Origin of the sequence: Hwangdonia lutea, from assembly GCF_032814565.1 — a bacterium.
In the GTDB taxonomy this organism is placed as follows: Bacteria; Bacteroidota; Bacteroidia; order Flavobacteriales; family Flavobacteriaceae; genus Hwangdonia; species Hwangdonia lutea.
This window is the reverse complement of record NZ_CP136521.1, coordinates 2,780,233-2,798,738: the sequence shown is the minus strand read 5'-3', so window position 1 is coordinate 2,798,738 and position 18,506 is coordinate 2,780,233. Positions and strand designations below refer to the sequence as shown.

General features: G+C 34.5%; 16 protein-coding genes and 1 tRNA gene. 12 read left to right on the top strand and 5 right to left on the bottom strand.

The features are described 5' to 3' along the window. Entirely contained in the window at positions 1-426 is a 426-nt protein-coding gene (locus RNZ46_RS12200; RefSeq protein WP_027126737.1) for an exodeoxyribonuclease X C-terminal domain-containing protein, read from the bottom strand. A gap of 235 nt (positions 427-661) precedes the next feature. Between RNZ46_RS12200 and RNZ46_RS12195 the strand changes: the two genes are divergently transcribed. The 3 genes from RNZ46_RS12195 to RNZ46_RS12185 are packed head-to-tail and all read left to right on the top strand — an operon-like array spanning position 662 to position 6,318. Next, on the top strand, positions 662-2,776 hold the full coding sequence (locus RNZ46_RS12195; protein WP_027126736.1) for an ATP-dependent nuclease: 2,115 nt from the start codon (positions 662-664) through the stop codon (positions 2,774-2,776). Beyond that, positions 2,773-4,548, top strand: a complete 1,776-nt coding sequence (locus RNZ46_RS12190; protein WP_027126735.1) for an ATP-dependent helicase — start codon at positions 2,773-2,775, stop codon at positions 4,546-4,548. Before RNZ46_RS12195 ends, RNZ46_RS12190 begins: the two co-directional genes overlap by 4 nt. Before the next feature lie 60 nt (positions 4,549-4,608). Then, entirely contained in the window at positions 4,609-6,318 is a 1,710-nt protein-coding gene (locus tag RNZ46_RS12185) for a hypothetical protein (RefSeq protein WP_027126734.1), read from the top strand. A gap of 72 nt (positions 6,319-6,390) precedes the next feature. On the opposite strand, the gene RNZ46_RS12180 is transcribed toward RNZ46_RS12185, so the two are convergent. Then, positions 6,391-6,993 (bottom strand): N-acetylmuramoyl-L-alanine amidase family protein, encoded by a 603-nt coding sequence (locus tag RNZ46_RS12180; RefSeq protein WP_231567375.1) that lies wholly within the window; start codon positions 6,991-6,993, stop codon positions 6,391-6,393. 229 nt (positions 6,994-7,222) lie between these two features. On the opposite strand from RNZ46_RS12180, the gene RNZ46_RS12175 reads away from it, so the two are divergent. The 8 genes from RNZ46_RS12175 to RNZ46_RS12140 all read left to right on the top strand — a co-directional run bounded on the left by RNZ46_RS12175 (position 7,223) and on the right by RNZ46_RS12140 (position 14,983). After that, the gene (locus RNZ46_RS12175; protein WP_025743366.1) at positions 7,223-7,510 is read left to right on the top strand and encodes a hypothetical protein; all 288 of its coding nucleotides are present in this window, start codon (positions 7,223-7,225) and stop codon (positions 7,508-7,510) included. 270 nt (positions 7,511-7,780) lie between these two features. Further along, the gene (locus RNZ46_RS12170) at positions 7,781-10,183 is read left to right on the top strand and encodes a TraG family conjugative transposon ATPase (RefSeq protein ID WP_025743365.1); all 2,403 of its coding nucleotides are present in this window, start codon (positions 7,781-7,783) and stop codon (positions 10,181-10,183) included. Between the two features lie 35 nt (positions 10,184-10,218). Further along, the gene (locus RNZ46_RS12165) at positions 10,219-10,776 is read left to right on the top strand and encodes a conjugal transfer protein (protein ID WP_339917541.1); all 558 of its coding nucleotides are present in this window, start codon (positions 10,219-10,221) and stop codon (positions 10,774-10,776) included. Further along, a complete protein-coding gene (locus RNZ46_RS12160) occupies positions 10,776-11,615 on the top strand; it encodes a hypothetical protein (protein WP_034230060.1) in 840 nt (279 codons plus the stop codon). Before RNZ46_RS12165 ends, RNZ46_RS12160 begins: the two co-directional genes overlap by 1 nt. Positions 11,616-11,636: 21 nt before the next feature. Beyond that, the gene (locus tag RNZ46_RS12155) at positions 11,637-12,263 is read left to right on the top strand and encodes a conjugal transfer protein TraK (protein WP_025743362.1); all 627 of its coding nucleotides are present in this window, start codon (positions 11,637-11,639) and stop codon (positions 12,261-12,263) included. Then, a complete protein-coding gene (gene traM, locus RNZ46_RS12150) occupies positions 12,244-13,218 on the top strand; it encodes a conjugative transposon protein TraM (protein ID WP_025743361.1) in 975 nt (324 codons plus the stop codon). The genes RNZ46_RS12155 and traM overlap by 20 nt, the downstream gene beginning before the upstream one ends. 13 nt (positions 13,219-13,231) lie before the next feature. Next, positions 13,232-14,032, top strand: a complete 801-nt coding sequence (locus RNZ46_RS12145) for a DUF4138 domain-containing protein (protein ID WP_027126729.1) — start codon at positions 13,232-13,234, stop codon at positions 14,030-14,032. 84 nt (positions 14,033-14,116) lie between these two features. Beyond that, positions 14,117-14,983 (top strand): cation diffusion facilitator family transporter, encoded by an 867-nt coding sequence (locus tag RNZ46_RS12140; RefSeq protein WP_025743359.1) that lies wholly within the window; start codon positions 14,117-14,119, stop codon positions 14,981-14,983. A gap of 53 nt (positions 14,984-15,036) precedes the next feature. On the opposite strand, the gene RNZ46_RS12135 is transcribed toward RNZ46_RS12140, so the two are convergent. From RNZ46_RS12135 to RNZ46_RS12125, 3 genes are all read right to left on the bottom strand, one after another. Further along, a complete protein-coding gene (locus tag RNZ46_RS12135) occupies positions 15,037-15,558 on the bottom strand; it encodes an ORF6N domain-containing protein (protein ID WP_025743358.1) in 522 nt (173 codons plus the stop codon). Between the two features lie 21 nt (positions 15,559-15,579). Next, the gene (locus RNZ46_RS12130; RefSeq protein WP_025743357.1) at positions 15,580-16,845 is read right to left on the bottom strand and encodes a site-specific integrase; all 1,266 of its coding nucleotides are present in this window, start codon (positions 16,843-16,845) and stop codon (positions 15,580-15,582) included. Positions 16,846-17,099: 254 nt separating this feature from the next. Further along, a tRNA-Pro gene (locus RNZ46_RS12125) sits at positions 17,100-17,174 on the bottom strand. A 207-nt stretch (positions 17,175-17,381) separates the two neighbouring features. On the opposite strand from RNZ46_RS12125, the gene RNZ46_RS12120 reads away from it, so the two are divergent. After that, positions 17,382-18,488 carry a PQQ-dependent sugar dehydrogenase gene (locus tag RNZ46_RS12120; RefSeq protein WP_316982461.1) on the top strand — a complete coding sequence of 369 codons (1,107 nt, stop codon included), beginning with the start codon at positions 17,382-17,384 and terminating at the stop codon, positions 18,486-18,488. The last annotated feature ends 18 nt before the right edge of the window (positions 18,489-18,506 follow it).

Here is an 18,506-nt window from a genome sequence, read left to right as displayed (position 1 = left end):
CTAATTTTGGTTTTCTTCCTCTAAAAGAAGTAGTTCGTGTATCATATCGCTTTCATCCAAATATTGAGCCAACCATTCTTGTTGGGAAAGCCAATTGATATACTCTTTATCAGATTCCCAAATAGCTTCAACATATTCCCCTCTATATTTACCGAAACTAAATTTCGTTCCAGAATCTTGTCCCTCAACTTCAGTATCGAACAATTTGTAATAGGTTTCTAATAAACCTTCTTCTCTACACCTGTAATACAGCCATTGTTTTTTATAGCCTTTGTATTGCCTTCTTTTTTCAAGATATTTTACCATTTCAACATCAGATAAGGCCTTAAATGAATTTCGTTTGGTTTTTGGTTTAAACAACCATCCAAAAGTCATCCCCAAAGTATTTTGAAGTACGTTCAAAAAGAAAATTGCAATTGCTCTCATTTTATTTGCACTAGAGTTTATAACACTCTAATTAGGCTTAATTTACGAAAAAAAACCAAAATTTTGACTTCCAGAAGTAAAGATATATTCTTAATAAAATTTTAACAATTTGTAGGAAACCGTAAGAATTTAAAAAGACATTTCAGTATATTTATAGGCGATTACGCTTAAAATATTAATGTTTAAAAAGCTAATGGGAAATCATTGGCTTTTTTATTGTTTCAAAATAATTATTATGCATATAAGTTCACTATCCATTAGGAATTTTAGAAATTTCTATAAATCAAAATTCATTTTTAAAAAAGGTATAAATACTATTTTAGGAGAAAACGGTTCAGGTAAAACCAATCTCTTTTTTGCTTTACGAGTTTTAATTGATGATAAACTTCCAAGATATATAAGATTTAATGAGTCTGACTTTAACCGAGGTCTGGGTAAATGGGCTGGACATTGGATAATTTTATCGGTTACTTTTGACGAACTGGATGCGAGTGAAGAAGCACAGGTACTGGCAGTACAATCTTCGGGAGATATGGAAGGCAGCAAAAAGACTGGAAGTTACTCGGTGTACTTTAGACCAAAATATCAGTTTAGAAAAGAATTATATGATTATTCACAAACCGCAGGTAAAAGTGTAGCAGGGCTTCAGCTTTTTTTTGATAAACTTACGATTGATGATTATGAAACGTCTTACTTATGCAGAGGCTCTGGAGATTTTAGTGATGACACTACCTATAAAAAGTATGTTGGCGATTTTGATGCTGTTGAATTCCCAAACCCAGATGATAAAGAAGAATTGATTTTTGGAACGTTTCTGCCGAGGGAAATAAGTGTGCACAACGAGGTTTCTTGTACGTTCATTAAAGCACTTCGAGATGTCGAAAGCGACTTACGTTCCTATTCTACTAATCCATTGATTAATTTATTACGAGGAAAGGAAAAAACTATTGAAGTTTCAAAACAAACGGACATCATTGATAGCGTTAACAAACTTAACGACCAAATTAGTTCTCTCAAAGAAGTAAAGGATGTGAAAGATGGAATTGACAAAAGTATTAAGGAAGCTGTGGGTACTACTTACGGCCCTAATATAGATGTCAAATCAGAACTTCCAAATGATATGGAAAAACTACTGCAATCACTCAAACTATGGGTTGGCGACCCAGATGAAGAAGGTTATATGGGTAAAATATGGGAGTTGAGTTTGGGAGGTGCAAATATGATTTACCTATCACTAAAGCTATTGGAGTATGAAAAAATCAGAACGGATAGAATTGCAAATTTTCTTTTAATAGAAGAACCAGAAGCACATATTCATACGCATATTCAAAAAACCCTTTTTGATAATGTGCAAACCAATAAAACACAGGTTATTATTTCAACGCATTCTACTCACATTTCATCTGTAAGCCGAATAAGTTCAGTAAATATTTTAAGCCGAGGAAATATGCAGACTTTGGTATATCAACCATCTAACAATCTTGATGATGATTATATAACAAGAGCCGAAAGGTACTTGGACGCCATAAGAAGCAACTTGCTTTTCGCGAAAGGCGTTGTTTTGGTTGAAGGCGATGCAGAACAGATTCTCATTCCTCAAATGTTTAAAAAAGTCTTTGGAATTTCGCTCGATGAAATTGGGATAAGTCTCGTAAACATTGGAAGTACAGGTTTTAAAAATGTTGCAAGGCTTTTCCATAAGGATAGAATTCAGAAAAACTGTGCCATACTAACTGACTTGGATGCCAGTATTGTCAATTTACCTGCAAATGAAGTTGATGATTCTGCTTATGAAAAACATTGTAGGGCATCGCAAATTAGTGGAGCTGAAAGAAAAAAGGAATTGGATAAATTTTGTGACAAAAACGACTTCTTGATTCCTTTTTACTCTAAATACACCTTTGAAGTTGATTTCCTTTTGAATGGGAATAGCCACGAATACGTACAATCACTTCCTGAAATTTTCAAACAACAAGCAGCTATTGATTCTTCAAAGAAAAAGTTAGAAGAAAAATCAGTTTCGATTGCAGGTGTAGAAGTTTTACGATTGGCTGATAAAAAAGGCAAAGGTTGGCTGGCGTTGGTTGTTGCAGATAATTTAGTTTACAATACTTATATTCCTGAATATATTTTGAAAGCCGTTGCTTTTGCATCTTCGCATTTAAATAATGCCTCTAAAGCTAAAACCGCTAAATACAGGTTACGAAAAATTAGTCGTAGTAAAAATGATAGTTATTACGATGTAGCAACAAAAATTAGTTTTAAGGATAAAGAAGACCAACAGGTTATTGATGACTATATAGCCAACTTTCCTAATGACCAATTTACTAAATTTTTATCGTTTATATGATTTTAGATACTTTAAGCGACCAACAAAAAGATGCCGTTGTTAAAGATGGAAATGTACTTCTTACAGCTTGCCCAGGAAGTGGAAAAACACGAGTGATTATTCATAAACTCGCTTATGCTCTAAAAAATATTGATGTAAACAGTAAACAAAGGATTGTCGCTCTAACTTTTACCGTAAGGGCTTCCGAAGAAATATATCGCAGATTAAACGCAATGGGAATTAATAGTAATCGGGTTTGGTCTGGCACTTTGCATTCATTTTGTCTCGAATGGATTATAAAACCCTATTCCTGTTATTTACCTGAACTTGAAAACGGCTATTTAATTGCCGATGAAACTTATGCCTCGGATATCATAAGTGAACTTAAAGAAAAGCATAAGTTAAAACCTATTGACCCGATTAATTTCAGATTCAATAGGGACGGCACATTTGCCGAACCAAAAACAATTCAAAAAAGAGTCCTTAAGGATTATCACGAAAGGCTACAAACAGAGAAGTTAATTGATTTTGAGCTTCTACTATACTATTCATACAAACTCTTAACCAAGCATCCTAAAATAAAAAAAACGTTATCGAACATTTTTAGCCTTATATGTGTTGATGAATATCAAGACACGCAAGATTTGCTTTACGCAATTATTTCGTCGATTGTAACAACTGGGGAAGGTAGCTCAAATCTATTTTTAGTAGGAGATACAGACCAAGCAATTTATGCATCTTTGGGTGGCATTGCCAAAAGTTTGGAAGAAATACAGGAAGAGTTAAACACTTTACCTATTGAGCAACTTACGCTTTCTGGAAATTATAGGTCCACACAAAGAATTATCGACTTTTACTCTATATTCCAGACAAACCCAATTAAAATTGAAGCTATTGGTACTAATAAAGACGTTGATAGTATAATAACGTACAATAACACCATTGACAAAGGATATTTAGTAGATGAAATTGGACGACTTATAGAGCATAGTTTAGATAATGGAATTCCAGAAGATGAAATATGCGTATTGGTTCCGCAATGGTGGTTAATAACTACTATCACAAAACAGTTGAGAGCTAAACTACCAGATGTAAATTTTGATGCTTCAGGTTTAGCACCAATGTCAAAAAATCGAAATAACATTTGGTATAAGTTATCGAGGTTGTTCTTAACGCAGCCACAACCAAAAATATATTCATTGCGATACAAATGGTGTTCTGAAGTAATTGAAAACTTTAAAGAACATACCAATACTGAATTCAGCGAACAATATCAAACAGAGCGAAATGTATTGAAATTGATTAACTCGATAACATCCAATGAAACTGAAGGTATCGATTATCTTAATGATTGTTTTGACCAGTTTTTAGAGGCTGTTGGGATTGACCAAACTATTTACGCACAACTTCTTATAAATAGGAAGACCTTTTTCGATGTAATAAAGAGCCGTCTTGAAGACCCAACGTTTCAAGTTCCAAGTGACATAGCATCATTTATGAGTTTTTATAGAGAAATGTCAGGCGTCGTCATCAATACTTGCGTTGGTGTTAAAGGAGAAGAATTTGAAACCGTTATTGCTTATGGTTTGCTAAATGGGTATATCCCACATTGGAATGACATTTTTACTGGAGACCCTGTTGCCGCTTCAAAAAAACTACTTTATGTTATCTGTTCAAGAGCCAAAACCAATTTACACTTGATATCAGAAACTGGCAGACAAACCAAAAAAGGAAACCCGTTAGAGATTACCCCAGAATTGCAAAATCTTAATTTTGAATTTGATGAAATATAAAAAATGTTGTAATCCATTTGTAACGATTTGAAAAATTAAGGATAGTGTTTTTAGGATAAAATGAAGAAAATAGATTTAGAGAAAAAATCATTAGAAATTCAAAAAATAATCTCTCGTTATACAAAAGAGAGCTTTGTATGTTTTTTTGCTGATTTTATTAGACACCATCCAGAAAGAAGCAATATTGGATTTTCAAAAAAATTCAAGTCAAAATTAAAAGATTCTTTATATCTGATAATGTTAAGACTCTCTACACCATTGGCAGGCAAGGAAGAACTTCATTATTCAGAAAAAAATGATTTAGTACTTCAGCAAGTTGCTGACATTCTTTTAGAGATAGTTAGTTTCTATTTATCAGAAAATTATGAGGGAAATGAATTTGATGAGATTTCTGATAAAAGACAAAAATTACTTGTTCACGAATTAGCATTCAAAAATTACTTTCAAAACGGAATATTAAATTATAGAGAACAAGAGGTAAATAAGGTTATTAGGATGTTTAAACCTTATCAAGATAAAATACAGGAAAGATTAGAAATCGATTTAAAAACCTTAATTAATTTATGCAATCATTCTGAATTAATTTATCGTGCAAAGTCAATAAATTCAAAGTCATTTATTTTAGACAAAGGCTTTGACAAACTGGCTCGACAATCTGCAAATGGATTATTAGCAGAGAATGAGTTTACAGATAAGCTGTTAGAACTTTCGAATGAGACCCAAGAAAGTTTTTTGAATTTTTTTGAGAAACCCCACCAATGTTTACTTTTTGCCAAACAAGATTTTCACCTCTCTTTTGAAGAAAAACATATTGATATTTTCTGTGGCTTATTTTCAATTGATATTAAAGATAATCATAGTAATTTATTTTATTCCCAACAAAATCCTTTAGAAAATAAACCGATTATAAGAATTAGTGATAATCAGTATTTAAACGTATATCAAAAACAATTGCCTTCAGCTCTATATGATTTACTTTATACCACGCTTACTCAAACAAAAAAGGAAAAAGAACAAGTAAATTTCCGTAGAGGAAAAGTTGTTTTGGAAAGCCATACTTTGGATATATTTAAAAAATTCTTCAAAAAATCAAAAAGGATTAAAATTTTCACCAACTATTACATAAACAACGAGCCAGAAGAAAAAGATATATTAATCCTTGTGGATAATAACGCCTATATCATTGAATGTAAGGCTTCAAGATATAGAGAACCACGAAGGGTTACGGAACAAGCATACCAAAGAATTAAATCTGACTTTAACGACTGTATTCAAAAAGGTTATGACCAATGCTATCAGGTTGAACAGGAATTGTTAAACAATGAAAAGGTTATTGTTAGCTTGAAAAATAAATCGGAGGTAATTATCACGAATGAAATTCACGAGATTTTTTGCATTGTAGTTACTTCAGAAAGATTTGCTTCCATACAAACCGATTTAGGATTAATGCTTAAAAGGAAAAATAATGAAGACCCTTACCCTTGGTCAATATATGTCGATGATTTAGAAACTTTTTTGAAAGTGCTTTACAATAGTTTCAGTAATCCATCCAGAAAGATTTTTAACTTTTTGGAGCATAGAGAATTACTACACGGAAGATTAATAACCAATGATGAATTGGATGTATGTGCTATGTTCCTAAAAGACCCAAAGAACTTCAAAGAAATATGTGAAAGTGAATATGTTGTTTTTACTGACCCAACCCTACAAAATTATTTTGACAAGTTATATTTTGACAAAAAACTAAAATTTAGGATTGAGGATTTTTAGTTTTAATTATCTCTTTGAAGATAGTTATAATAATCTTTCTAATGCTTTTTACAATTTCCATAAATATTTCCTTCATAACCCAACATTTAAATAGTTATACAATCCCATTAAAATGGCCAATGCCATTGCTCTTATATTTTTGGGCTTTAAAAAATAATCTGCTTCATCGGTGCTCGAAATAAAGCCCATTTCGATGAGTATAGCAGGGCGAATTTCGATATTTTCACGTAGCACTTGAAAATTTGCGAATCGAACTGCTCGTTTTTTAAAGTCCAATTTCAGAGTGCTTTCTTCCAAAATGGACAATCCCATTCCGATAGATTTCTTTATAAGTACTTCTTCATCGTTGGTATTATGCACGTAAATGTCCATTCCTTTTGCCGATGTGTTAGAGGCATTGCAATGTAACGATACAAACACATCAGCCTTTAAGCTTTCAGCTAATCGACTTCTATCGGATAAAGAAATTAAAGTGTCCATATATCTGGTCGAATACATATCAAACTCGTTATTTAAGAGGGTTTCATTTAGCCTTATAATCTCTTTGGCAATACTTAACGATACATCCTTTTCTTGAATACTATTTGTACCGATTGCACCAGTATCTTTTCCACCGTGTCCAGGGTCGATGATAATGACTTTTTGTTGACCGAAAATCACACAGAATTGTAGCATCAAAATCACAAAACTGACGTTTTTGGGCGTTACCCACTTCCAAAATTTTAGAGTTATCAACATCGCACTTTTCAATTTTCATAAAATTTGATACCAATTCGCATCAAATAAAAACAATTGACATCAAAACTTATTTTATTCACAATTTACTGATTATCAGTTCTTTGTATTGCAATATACACTATTTTTCAAATATCAAAATTGACGTAAAATCTAAATCACTTTGATTATGAAAAAATCACATTATGTAACCATCTTATCATTACTTATTTCAAGTACAACTTTTGCACAAATTGGAGGTATCGAAGATTCCGTAAACGATGTTTCTGATACTATCCGAACCATTTTCCCCATTATTTTGGGCGTTATCTTTTTAATTGGATTCCTATTTAATGCTGGACATTTCTTTGGCGAAAATGCCGATTTAAAAAAAGGGATTACCCGCGTACTGGTCTTTGTATTGATTGCGGGAGCAGTCGTGGGCATCTTTACGTACCTCATTAGCATCGTAGTGTAATGAAACGATTCGAGGTCTATAAAAACATACGCAAGCGAGCCGTGATTATGGGTCTGCCCATATCATTGTTCGCTTTAATGATGACCGTTGTTATCGGTTCATTGCTGTTCATCATCTTTTCGTTCAGCTTTACTGTTATCATTTCAGTATTTCTATTGAACGGTGCACTGTATATCGTATTGACTCACATTACCAAAAACCCTGCATTGATGCACATCAAAAAGGTATTCCCACAAACAATTAGTAACAAAAAAGGAAGTCGTCTGTACTATGAAGAAAATTAACCTATCGGCATATCATCCTATTTTGGATATTCAAGACCATATCGTGTTCGCTAATAACGGCAATGTGGTATTGGGCTATCAAGTGGACAATCCTGAAATCTATTCCCTCGCGGAAAAAGATTTTGAGGATATTCACGGTTCGTGGTTTCAAGCGTTTAAATCATTGCCTATTGCCACGGTTATCCACAAACAGGACATCTATCAGAAAGCTGAATATTTGGCGGAAGAACTTCCGAACAAAAGCTTTTTGCAACGTGCCACACACGATTATTTTAAAGGTCGGGAATTCATTAAACATTCTTCTTACCTATTCTTTATACTTCCGCACAACAAAGCTTTGAACGCACCGAAGTTTACCAACCCATTCCGCAAGGTCGAAAAGGGTATTCATAAGCAAATGGACCATAACGTTCAGGAATTTATTGCTTCTGTTAACGATGCCGTTTCCTTTGTAAATAACAGCCGGAAAGTGTCATTGATACCTTTGGGTATCGATAAAGTCTTGTCATTGACCAATGCTTATTTTAATGGATTCAACGAAGGATTTGATACCGACATTCTATTGAAAAAAGCGAATATTGAAATTGGCGACCATCATTTTGATGTGCTGGCCATCAATAGCGAATTGTGTTATGGCGATGTGGTTCAGAGTAGCAAGACCAATGATAAATTTACTTCGGACGACTTTGTATTCCACCAAGGATTTATTGACGGATTAGGGTTGAATCTCAATGAAAATCATATTGTCAACCAAATCATTTATTTGGATGATAAGCACAAATGGCGAAAGCTGTTGGACAAGAAAATTGAAGAACTCAAAAAGAGTTCCAATTTTGGAACACAGAACAAAGTCATCTTAAAGAAGATTGAAGACATTGTTACCAAAATCAATGAGGACGATAGTTCAAGAATTATTAGGGGTCATCTAAATATTATATTCTGGGATAAAGATGAAGCACAATTAGAAAGAATTGCTTCCAAAATAAAAACCGAATTCAAAGAATTGGATATAGTGCCTTATTATCCAAAAGGCGAAGAACGCAAGCAATATTTCTTAAACTCATATTGCTGTTTTACTTCCAATTTTTCTAATGAGGATTTATACGTAACCGATTTAAAACACGCTCTTTGCCTGTACATTAACAATACCAACTATCAGTCAGATGCCACAGGTGTCATCTTTAATGACAGACAACATAACATTCCTGTACTTAAAGATGTCTGGGATGAAAAGAAGAAACGCATCAAGGCAAGGAACTTTGCCATTTTCGCACCTACTGGAGAGGGAAAATCTTTTTTGGCAAACAATATTCTACGCCAATATTTTGAACAAAATGTTCGATTGGTCATTATTGATTTAGGTGGTTCATATTCAAAATTTGCCAAGCTCTATCCAGACGACCATATCATCCTTCGCTATGAACAGGGAAAAAATTTGGGTATCAATCCATTCTATATCTCTGATGTCAATGATTTGACACCAGAGCGATTGGAAGATTTGGCAATCTTCCTTTTAGAGCTCTTGGCTTCGGGCAAAGCAACGACTAAAGCTGAAGAAGTGGCGGTCAAAAAAGTACTTCGGTACTACTATCTACAAAATGTGGGTGGTACACATTCTTTGGAAAATTTATACCAGTTCGTTGATACAAAAAAAGACACCTTTTTAGAAGAACTACATATTCAAGAGCAACATTTCAACATCTACGATTTTCTGCACATTCTCTCTGAATATGTGGATGATGGCTTGTACAGCTTCCTGTTCAATGTAAGTGAAGACCAGACCTATAAAATTGAGGATAAAAGACTGATTGTTTTTGAACTTGATGAAGTAAAGGACAATAAGGAAATCCTTTCCGTAATGTTGAAGCTGATTAAATCTGCCATTCAAAGAACCATTTGGAGAAATAAAGCCGAGAGGGGAATCATCCTATTCGACGAGTTTGCCAAACAGCTCAAATTTGGAAATGTACTCGAAAGTGTAGAATTCTATTATCAAGCCATTAGAAAACAAAATGGAGCGATTGGGATTATACTGCAATCCATTAACCAATTGCCCAACAATTCCACATCGGCGAGTATTCTTGAAAACACCCAAGTAATTTACAGCCTTCGTAATGAAAAAGGCTATGCCGAATTAAAAAACAGGCTCAACCTTACCAGTCACGATTTAAACCAGTTAAAATCCATTCGTAACAACCTTACAGGAACACGAAAATATACCGAAATGTTCATCAAAATCGGAAAGGAAAGCAACATTTTCCGATTGGAAGTACCGCCCGAAGTCTTTGCTGCTTACCTCACGGATGGCAAAGAAAACGAAGACATTATGAAACATTTTGAAGAACACCAAAATATGGAGAAAGCCATTAAAATATTTATTAATTCTTAAAAATAAAAATTATGAGACACACTATCAGAAATCTAATGTTATCCGCACTATTTGTAGTGCTAATTGGAAGTAAGGCTTCGGCCCAGGGGATGCCTGTGTATGACAACACAAACTTTATCTCTTTTGTAAAATCATTATTGGAATCAGGTAAACAAACCGCCAATTTAATGAAGACGGTAAAATTCCTTAAAACCCAAAAAGAGAATATCGATAAGGTAAACAATGTCATCAAACAACTTCAAGCAGTCAGGGAACTGGCAAGAAACAACCAACGATTGTTTGATGTTGTACAGGATGATTTGAGGGAAATCCTCAATTCCCCTTTTATTAAACCAAATGAAGTTACACGCATTTCAGATTCCTTTGATGCCATCCTTCAGAACTCTATGGCTGGTATGGAATATATCGACCAAATATTGTCCAGCGACAATCTGAAAATGACCGATGCCGAACGTGCCGAAGTCCTTAAAGAAAAAGAGCTGGAATCCAAGGAAATGGTAGCGGAAATTGAGGCAAAAACCAGACGCTATCGAGAGATTATTCAATTTCGAGAAATGCAGTACAAAATCAATAACCGAGAAACCGATTACTAATGTCAGGTATTTTTTTAGGCATAGGGTTAGAGTTTGTGGACACTATTTTTCAAACGATAAAAAATAGTGATTTCTCACAATACACTATTGTAGGAATGAAGACACTCGCCCTCTTGTTTTTTCTCATCAACATCCTAAAAAAGTACAATGAAGGTGTAGCCAATAATGAGGGTTATACGTGGGGATTGACCCCTGCGGAACTGGCCAAAAACTTTGCAATAGTGATTTTAGTCATTTTTTCCACACAGGTATTAAGTGTTTTCGACACCATTTTGGTGGCCATTGAAAACCAATATCGGGACACGGCACCCGCACTTCTTCCTTTACAGATGCAAGATATTGACATCGAACAGGATGTAAGTGCTTGGGATGCCACCAAAAAAGCAATGGCAATGCTTTATGAAGCATTAGTAACACCTTTATACGGCTTAAAAATACTATCCTTTATTGCCGGAATATTTCTCTGGCTATTGGATTTGTTTATTTACCCCTTATTCCTTGCAGAACGATTCTTTTTGCTGGGCATAATGCAAGCCTTTTTCCCTTTGGTCATCAGCTTGGCGGTTTTTGAAAAGTTCAGGTCGTTGGCATACAACTTTTTTAAGCTTTACGCTGGCGTATATATGTTAGTTCCTGCCTTCTTTCTGGTCAATGTTTTCGTGAATAATCTTTATACCGAAATCAATACAAATTTCTGGAGCGACTTATTTGGTACGGATTGGGGGAGTAATTTTTTCGCACCGCTTTTACAGTTAGGGTCTATCGGATTTATTGTATTGCTGAAATTCAAATTATATAAACGAGCGACCTCGTTCACTTTTAAACTCTTTACAGGCTGATAAAGCAATAATAATTTACAGATGAAAACACCATATAAGAATATTTACAACATCTTAAAGCTCAATCGCTTTATAGTATTGACCGTCGTTATTGGAGCTGTGCTCACGTGCGTCATTTCCGTTTTGATGGTCATAAAGCTGCATAAAGAAACAGTTAATAATGCTTTTGTAGTCAATTCGGACGGAAGTGTTATTCCCTTGAAACTGGTATCTCAACAAGAAAATTTAAAAGTAGAAGTCTTGGCACAATTGGAGTTGTTTCACACTTATTTCTATAACATTGATGCCAGCAATTACGAAAAGAACTTGGAGAAAGCCCTTTGGTTGGGTAATAGTTCTGTAGATGCTCTGTACCGACAGAAAAAAGCCGATGGAGTTTATAACCGTTTGTTGCAATACTCGTTGGTTCAAAAAGTATTGAATATCGAATCCAAAGTTGATATTCAAAACGAACCCTACAAGTTTGAAACGAAAACCATTTTTGAAATCAATAGAGGTACTATCACAGATACTTATGAGTTGACCACTATTGGAAATTTGATTCACGTAGATAGAAACTTTCCAAACAATACCCACGGACTGCTAATTACCAACTTTTTTGAAAGCACATTACGAAAATTAGAAAATTATGAAAGTAGAAAAAAATAAAATAGTCTTTGCCATCGTGTTGGTATGCATCCTGCTTTTTATAGGTGGCTATGCAATGCTTATATTGGGCGAGGACGAAGAACCGACCATTGAGAACAACCAGATTCCTGTACCGGAACTGGAAGACGACCAAAAGGAATACGATTCCAAATTGGATGCCCTAAACGACTTAAAGGAAGTTAGGGAAACCAACGCACCCAGCATTTATGATGAACGGCTGTTGGATTCCACAGGCGTATATGACCCTGATTTATTGGACAAGAAAAAAATGCAGATGGTAGATAGCATTTACCAACAAGGGCAGATTCGATATTCAGATAGAACGTTTGAAAATATTAATCCAAGATACTATCCACCAAAACCACCTGTTAAGAAGGAAAAAGACACAACGGATGCTATTGAAGAGCAAGAAACGAACGTGGAAGCCAAAGAACGTGCTTTGGAGCATCAACTCTTTTTTGCTTCGCATCCTATTGAAAATGAGGATTTGAATTCAAAAAATACCGATGATTTCATTTATGTACGAGTAGATGGCACACAAACAGTTAAAACCAATTATCGCTTACAAATGCGGTTGATAAAAGATGCTACCATTTATGGACAACGCTATTCCAAGAATACGCCTATTTATGGATTTGTCAATTTTAAACCCAATCGCACCATCATAGACATTGAGAATATCAATCATCAACCAGTAAAATTGAAAGCCTATGATTTTCAGGATGGTAGCGAAGGCATTTATGTTGAAAACAGTTTTAGAGCAGAAGTTACCAATGAAATTGTTGGCGATATGGTGGACGACATTAATATTACTGGTGTTCCGCAAGTAAGCGGTTTCAAGAAAATATTCCAACGTAACCATAAAAACGTAAAGGTTACGATAACCGATAATTACAAACTCATTTTAAGACTTCCTAAAACAAAATATCAAGGAAAGCCCATAATGGGCAATTAATAAACTCACTCTTATGAAAACATATATCACATTACTGTTATTGATTTGTTCAATGTCAATTTCAGCACAGCAACCCCTTGACACTATTTACGCCAACGACCAGAAAAACGTTGCCCTGTTTTTTCCAAACCCTATTCGACAAGGAATTACAGGAGCTTCCAATTTTGTATTCACCTATAATCGTGAGAAAGAGCAGTATTTCGGTTTGTTACAGGCGAAGCCTGGAACAGAAAGCAACCTATTGACCGTTACAAGTGATGGTCGCGTTTATTCTTATATTTTGAAATATTCTGAAAAACTTCCAGAACTGAATTATTTTATCAATGAAAATGAAAGCATTGGCAGTGAACTTCCGGAAAAGATTAAGCAGAAGCCAGAAGTTAAACCGTTGAACGAATATGCAAATAGAATAACACATTTTCAAAAATTCAGCGAGTATTTATTAAAATCCAACTTTGAGCGTATTGAAACCAAACGCAAAAAAGGAATTAAAGTCCAATTACAAAAAATAGCGTATGATGCTTCTGAAGTGTATTTGGTTATAGAGGTCAAGAACAGGTCTGGAATCGATTTTGAAATTGACTACATTAAAGTTTATAGAACCAACGGAAACAAAAAGCGTAAAGCCTCTTACCAAAGATTACAACAAGAAGTTATTTACAAACACAAAATGCCATATTCCATTACTGATGGAGAAAGTCAATGCTTTGTGTATGTAGTTCCAAAGTTTGTTTTAGGCGACAACGAAAAGTTAATGCTGGAGCTGAAGGAGCTAAAAGGGAGCAGAAAAATGATTTTGGAAACCAAAATTTAAGAGGTGTTTATCACCTCTTTTTTTTGTGATTAAAAAAGTATCTTTGTTATAAATATAACAAATTTATTGACAACTAAAATTAGAATGAATAACGAACAAACCGCAATACGAACAACTTATTTCAGCATAATTGGGAATACTGCTTTAGCCTTAATTAAAGGACTTGCGGGATTTTTTGGAAATTCTTATGCTTTAATTGCAGATGCGATTGAATCGACAACGGATATTTTTGCTTCATTTTTAGTTTTATTAGGTTTTAAATATGCAAAACGACCAGCGGACGAAAATCATCCCTATGGACACGGCAAAATTGAGCCATTAATTACCTTTGGAGTTGTTACATTCCTTGTTGTTTCTGCCACAATAATCGCCTATGAAAGTATTCAAAACATTCAAACACCTCATAAAATCCCGAAATCTTGGACTTTGATTGTGCTAGGTCTAATAATAGCTTGGAAAGAAATCTCATTTCAAATTGTAATTAAAAAAAGTAAACAAACAAATAGTTCATCATTAAAAGCAGATGCTTGGCATCATAGAAGTGATGCCATAACTTCGGTAATGGCCTTTATCGGTATTTCGATAGCAATCATATATGGAAAAGGTTATGAAACAGCAGATGATTGGGCTGCCTTATTCGCTTCTGGATTCATTTTATATAATAGTTATTTAATATTACGTCCAGCTTTAGGAGAAGTTATGGACGAACAACTTTATGACGAACTGATAATTGAAATTAGAGAAAAATCAACAGAAGTTCAAGGTGTTTTAGGAACAGAGAAATGTTTTATTAGAAAATCCGGAATGAAATTCCACGTGGATTTACACGCAATTGTGAATAATGAAATTTCGGTAAAATCTGGTCACGACATTGCTCATAAGTTAAAAGACCATTTACAAAAAGAAATACCGAATTTAGGACACATACTAATTCATATTGAACCGAATTAATAAAAGCAATATATTCATAAAAATTGTCTATTCTGATAAGCAAAGAAAAGTTACTAATCTTTCCTATCCGTTTTAAAACCAATTCGTTCCCTGTTATGCTGTTCAATCTGTACCTTGTCCTTTTGCAGTAAATAATTCAAAGCCTGATGAATGTCCTTAAATTTGATATTCATTTCTTTTTCAAGTTGGGCTATATGTTCTTTAAGGTTGCTATAATCTGTAAGATGCTGCCGTAACGCTACAAATGCACGCATAATAGATATATTTACGTCAATGGCCTTGTCGCTGTTAAGTACGCTAGAAAGCATTGCCACGCCCTGTTCGGTAAAGGCAAACGGAGTGGCAGGACTAAATTTAATGTTCTCTGGAAGGTTGTCACAATTTGTGATAACCTCTTTCCACTCATCTTTTGAAAGCTGAAACATAAAATCATCGGGGAAACGTTTAAGATTACGTCTAACCGCTTGTTTTAGTACTCTAGTTTCTACTTCATAGAGTTCAGCAAGGTCAAAATCAAGAATAACTTTGTTTCCTTGAATATTATGGATTTTATTTTTTATTATAGATAGTTCCATTGTATTTTTAATTAACTGGAATTATGAATTTTGAGAAACCACTTTAGAGATAGATTCATTTTCTATCTCATTGAATTGAGCCCTTAATTTTTGCATATCATCACTTACTTTACGTTCAATGACTTTAGCATAAATTTGGGTTGTAGATATTCGGGAGTGACCCAACAATTTTGAAACCGTCTCAATGGGCATACCATTACTTAATGTAACCGTTGTAGCAAATGTATGTCGGGCAATGTGGAAAGTAAGGTTCTTTTTAATACCACAAACATCAGCAATTTCCTTTAAATAAGAATTTAGTTTTTGATTTGAGATTTTAGGAAATATACTTCCTTGTGATATTGATTTACGGTTGCTCTTGTATTTTTCAACAATTTGCATCGCCTTTGGCAACAAAGGTATTCGTATGGGCTTTGTCGTCTTTTCCCGTTTGTAATAAATCCAAAGTTCGCCATCGATGCCAATACAGATATTATCCGCAGTTAAATGGATGACATCGATATAACTTAAACTGGTATAGCAACTAAAAACAAACAAATCCTTTACCAATTCCAATCTTGGAATGCTAAATTGTTTATTTTCTATCTCTTGAAGCTCTTCGAGACTTAAAAAGCCTCTTTCGTTTTTAATGAATTTAGATTTGAAATTGATAAATGGGTCGCGTTGAATCCAACCCAATTTAAACGATAAATTTATCATCTTTCTAAAACGCTCGATATGCTTCATTACGGTATTGTTGCCCATTGGCTTTTGATGGTCTTCTGGTATGTAGTCCCGGAGATATTTCTCAAACTTTATGATAAAGTGATAATCAAGTTCCCGTAAATAAAGGTCTGTGGTCTTATAGGATTTCGATAAAAATTTGGAGATATAACTCTGTGTAGTGTAATAATTTTTTTGTGTTCCCCACTTTAATTTGTTTACCATATCTTCATTATGGTAATTGATAATATCTGTAATGGAACGATTATTTTCGTCATTACCGAAATATCGAGCCTTAACGACCTGTGCGGTAATCAATTTATGCTCATTCATTAAATCGCGATAACATTTAAACAGATGATTGTAAGTTTCATCTAAATAACTGTTTAGAATTCTTGATTTCTGATTTGTTCCCCGAGCTCTGTTTTTATGGACATCCCAATCAGACACTAAAACTTTTCGTTTTAGACTGATGGTAGCTCGCTTGCCATTTACCGTAATTCTTGCGTAAATAGATGCTTGGTCATTTTTTGCCCTGGAGAAGTCCGCCCAGAACAAAATACTGAAGGTGGTAGATGTTTTCATTATTTCGTCTTTTAGTTAACAATAATTCGTTGTTATCAGACGAAAGTCAAATCACTTATAAAGATACATTTATTTATTGATTAGCAGACCGTTGGTCATAAATCTGGTCAACACTTTTTGAAATTTTAATTTGTTATCCGATTTGTTGACATTTTTAATCAAAACATATCAATTCTTATGATATTCTTAAAAACAGAAAAACCTGAAAATCATACGATTAACAGGTTTTTGTTATAGATTGATACTATAATTTGTCGGGGTGGCAGGATTCGAACCTGCGACCTCCGCGTCCCAAACGCGGCGCGATAACCGGGCTACGCTACACCCCGAATTTTAATAGAAATTTGATGTTTAATTGGGAAATCAAAAAATCTATTGTTCTATCAACCTTTTCTGAATGTAGTTTATGTCGCACTTGATGCGGTACTACACCCCGAATTGGTTACCTCTTTTTTAAGGACTGCAAATATATGGCTTTTCTTTATAAACAAACAATAAATTTAAGTAAATTGTGGTTTCATTTAATATGTGAAATTATGAGTCGGAATCCTTTATTTTTTATACTAACTTTAATCATTAGTTTTAACGCTTGTGCTCAAGATAAAAACCCTGTAAACACCCAGCATTCATACGAAACCGTTGTTTCTGATTTAAAGAATCCTTGGGGCTTTGTTTTTTTACCCGATGGCTCGATGCTTATCACCGAAAAATCCGGAGAACTCATACATTTCAACAATGGGGTAAAATCTAAAGTTTCCAGGTTGCCTGAAATTGAACTTCTTGGACAAGGTGGTTTAATGGACATCGAATTGCATCCAAACTATAAAAACAACGGTTGGTTGTATTTATCTTATGCCTCATCAAACGATAGTAACGAAGGTGCCAACACCACCATTATGCGGGCAAAACTTAAAAACAACGTACTAACCCATAAAGAGGTACTTTATAATGCTTTACCGAACACAACCCGCGGACAACATTTTGGATCTCGCATTACTTTTGATAACGATGGGTATCTATATTTTACTATAGGAGACCGCGGTAATCGCGATGTAAACCCGCAAGATATTACTCGTGATGGCGGCAAGGTATATCGGTTAAAAGACGATGGAAGCATCCCCACAAACAATCCGTTTGCCAATAAAGCTGATGCAAAAAAAGCTATATATTCTTATGGGCATCGCAACCCACAAGGCATGGTAAAACATCCTGAAACCGGAAAAATTTGGACACACGAACACGGTCCCAGAGGTGGCGACGAAATCAATATTATTGAAGCGGGCAAAAATTATGGCTGGCCGGTAATTAGTTATGGCATAAATTACAGTGGCACTAAATTTACCGAATTAACCGAAGCCCCAGGCATGGAGCAGCCCATTCATCATTGGACTCCGTCTATAGCGCCAAGTGGTATGGCGTTTATAACCAGCGATGTTTACCCCAATTGGAAAGGCAATCTTTTAGTGGGTTCTTTAAAATTTCAATACCTAAACAGATGTGTTATTAAAAATAATAAAGTTGTTAAACAAGACCGACTGTTAGATGGCATTGGTCGGGTGCGCAGTGTGCGCCAAGGTCCAGACGGCTATATTTACGTTGGTGTTGAAAATGTTGGTATAGTTAAAATAATTCCGAAGAAATAATCTTAGATTTGTGTGATA

Excerpts from the sequence above, each read along its gene's own strand:
- RNZ46_RS12200 (WP_027126737.1), bottom strand. The coding sequence starts at position 426 with ATGAGAGCAATTGCAATTTTCTTTTTGAACGTACTTCAAAATACTTTG.
- traM (WP_025743361.1), top strand. The coding sequence starts at position 12,244 with ATGAAAGTAGAAAAAAATAAAATAGTCTTTGCCATCGTGTTGGTATGC.
- RNZ46_RS12185 (WP_027126734.1), top strand. The coding sequence starts at position 4,609 with ATGAAGAAAATAGATTTAGAGAAAAAATCATTAGAAATTCAAAAAATA.
- RNZ46_RS12160 (WP_034230060.1), top strand. The coding sequence starts at position 10,776 with ATGTCAGGTATTTTTTTAGGCATAGGGTTAGAGTTTGTGGACACTATT.
- RNZ46_RS12140 (WP_025743359.1), top strand. The coding sequence starts at position 14,117 with ATGAATAACGAACAAACCGCAATACGAACAACTTATTTCAGCATAATT.
- RNZ46_RS12145 (WP_027126729.1), top strand. The coding sequence starts at position 13,232 with ATGAAAACATATATCACATTACTGTTATTGATTTGTTCAATGTCAATT.
- RNZ46_RS12180 (WP_231567375.1), bottom strand. The coding sequence starts at position 6,993 with ATGCTACAATTCTGTGTGATTTTCGGTCAACAAAAAGTCATTATCATC.
- RNZ46_RS12130 (WP_025743357.1), bottom strand. The coding sequence starts at position 16,845 with ATGAAAACATCTACCACCTTCAGTATTTTGTTCTGGGCGGACTTCTCC.
- RNZ46_RS12155 (WP_025743362.1), top strand. The coding sequence starts at position 11,637 with ATGAAAACACCATATAAGAATATTTACAACATCTTAAAGCTCAATCGC.
- RNZ46_RS12165 (WP_339917541.1), top strand. The coding sequence starts at position 10,219 with ATGTTATCCGCACTATTTGTAGTGCTAATTGGAAGTAAGGCTTCGGCC.
- RNZ46_RS12120 (WP_316982461.1), top strand. The coding sequence starts at position 17,382 with ATGAGTCGGAATCCTTTATTTTTTATACTAACTTTAATCATTAGTTTT.
- RNZ46_RS12190 (WP_027126735.1), top strand. The coding sequence starts at position 2,773 with ATGATTTTAGATACTTTAAGCGACCAACAAAAAGATGCCGTTGTTAAA.
- RNZ46_RS12175 (WP_025743366.1), top strand. The coding sequence starts at position 7,223 with ATGAAAAAATCACATTATGTAACCATCTTATCATTACTTATTTCAAGT.
- RNZ46_RS12135 (WP_025743358.1), bottom strand. The coding sequence starts at position 15,558 with ATGGAACTATCTATAATAAAAAATAAAATCCATAATATTCAAGGAAAC.
- RNZ46_RS12170 (WP_025743365.1), top strand. The coding sequence starts at position 7,781 with ATGAAGAAAATTAACCTATCGGCATATCATCCTATTTTGGATATTCAA.
- RNZ46_RS12195 (WP_027126736.1), top strand. The coding sequence starts at position 662 with ATGCATATAAGTTCACTATCCATTAGGAATTTTAGAAATTTCTATAAA.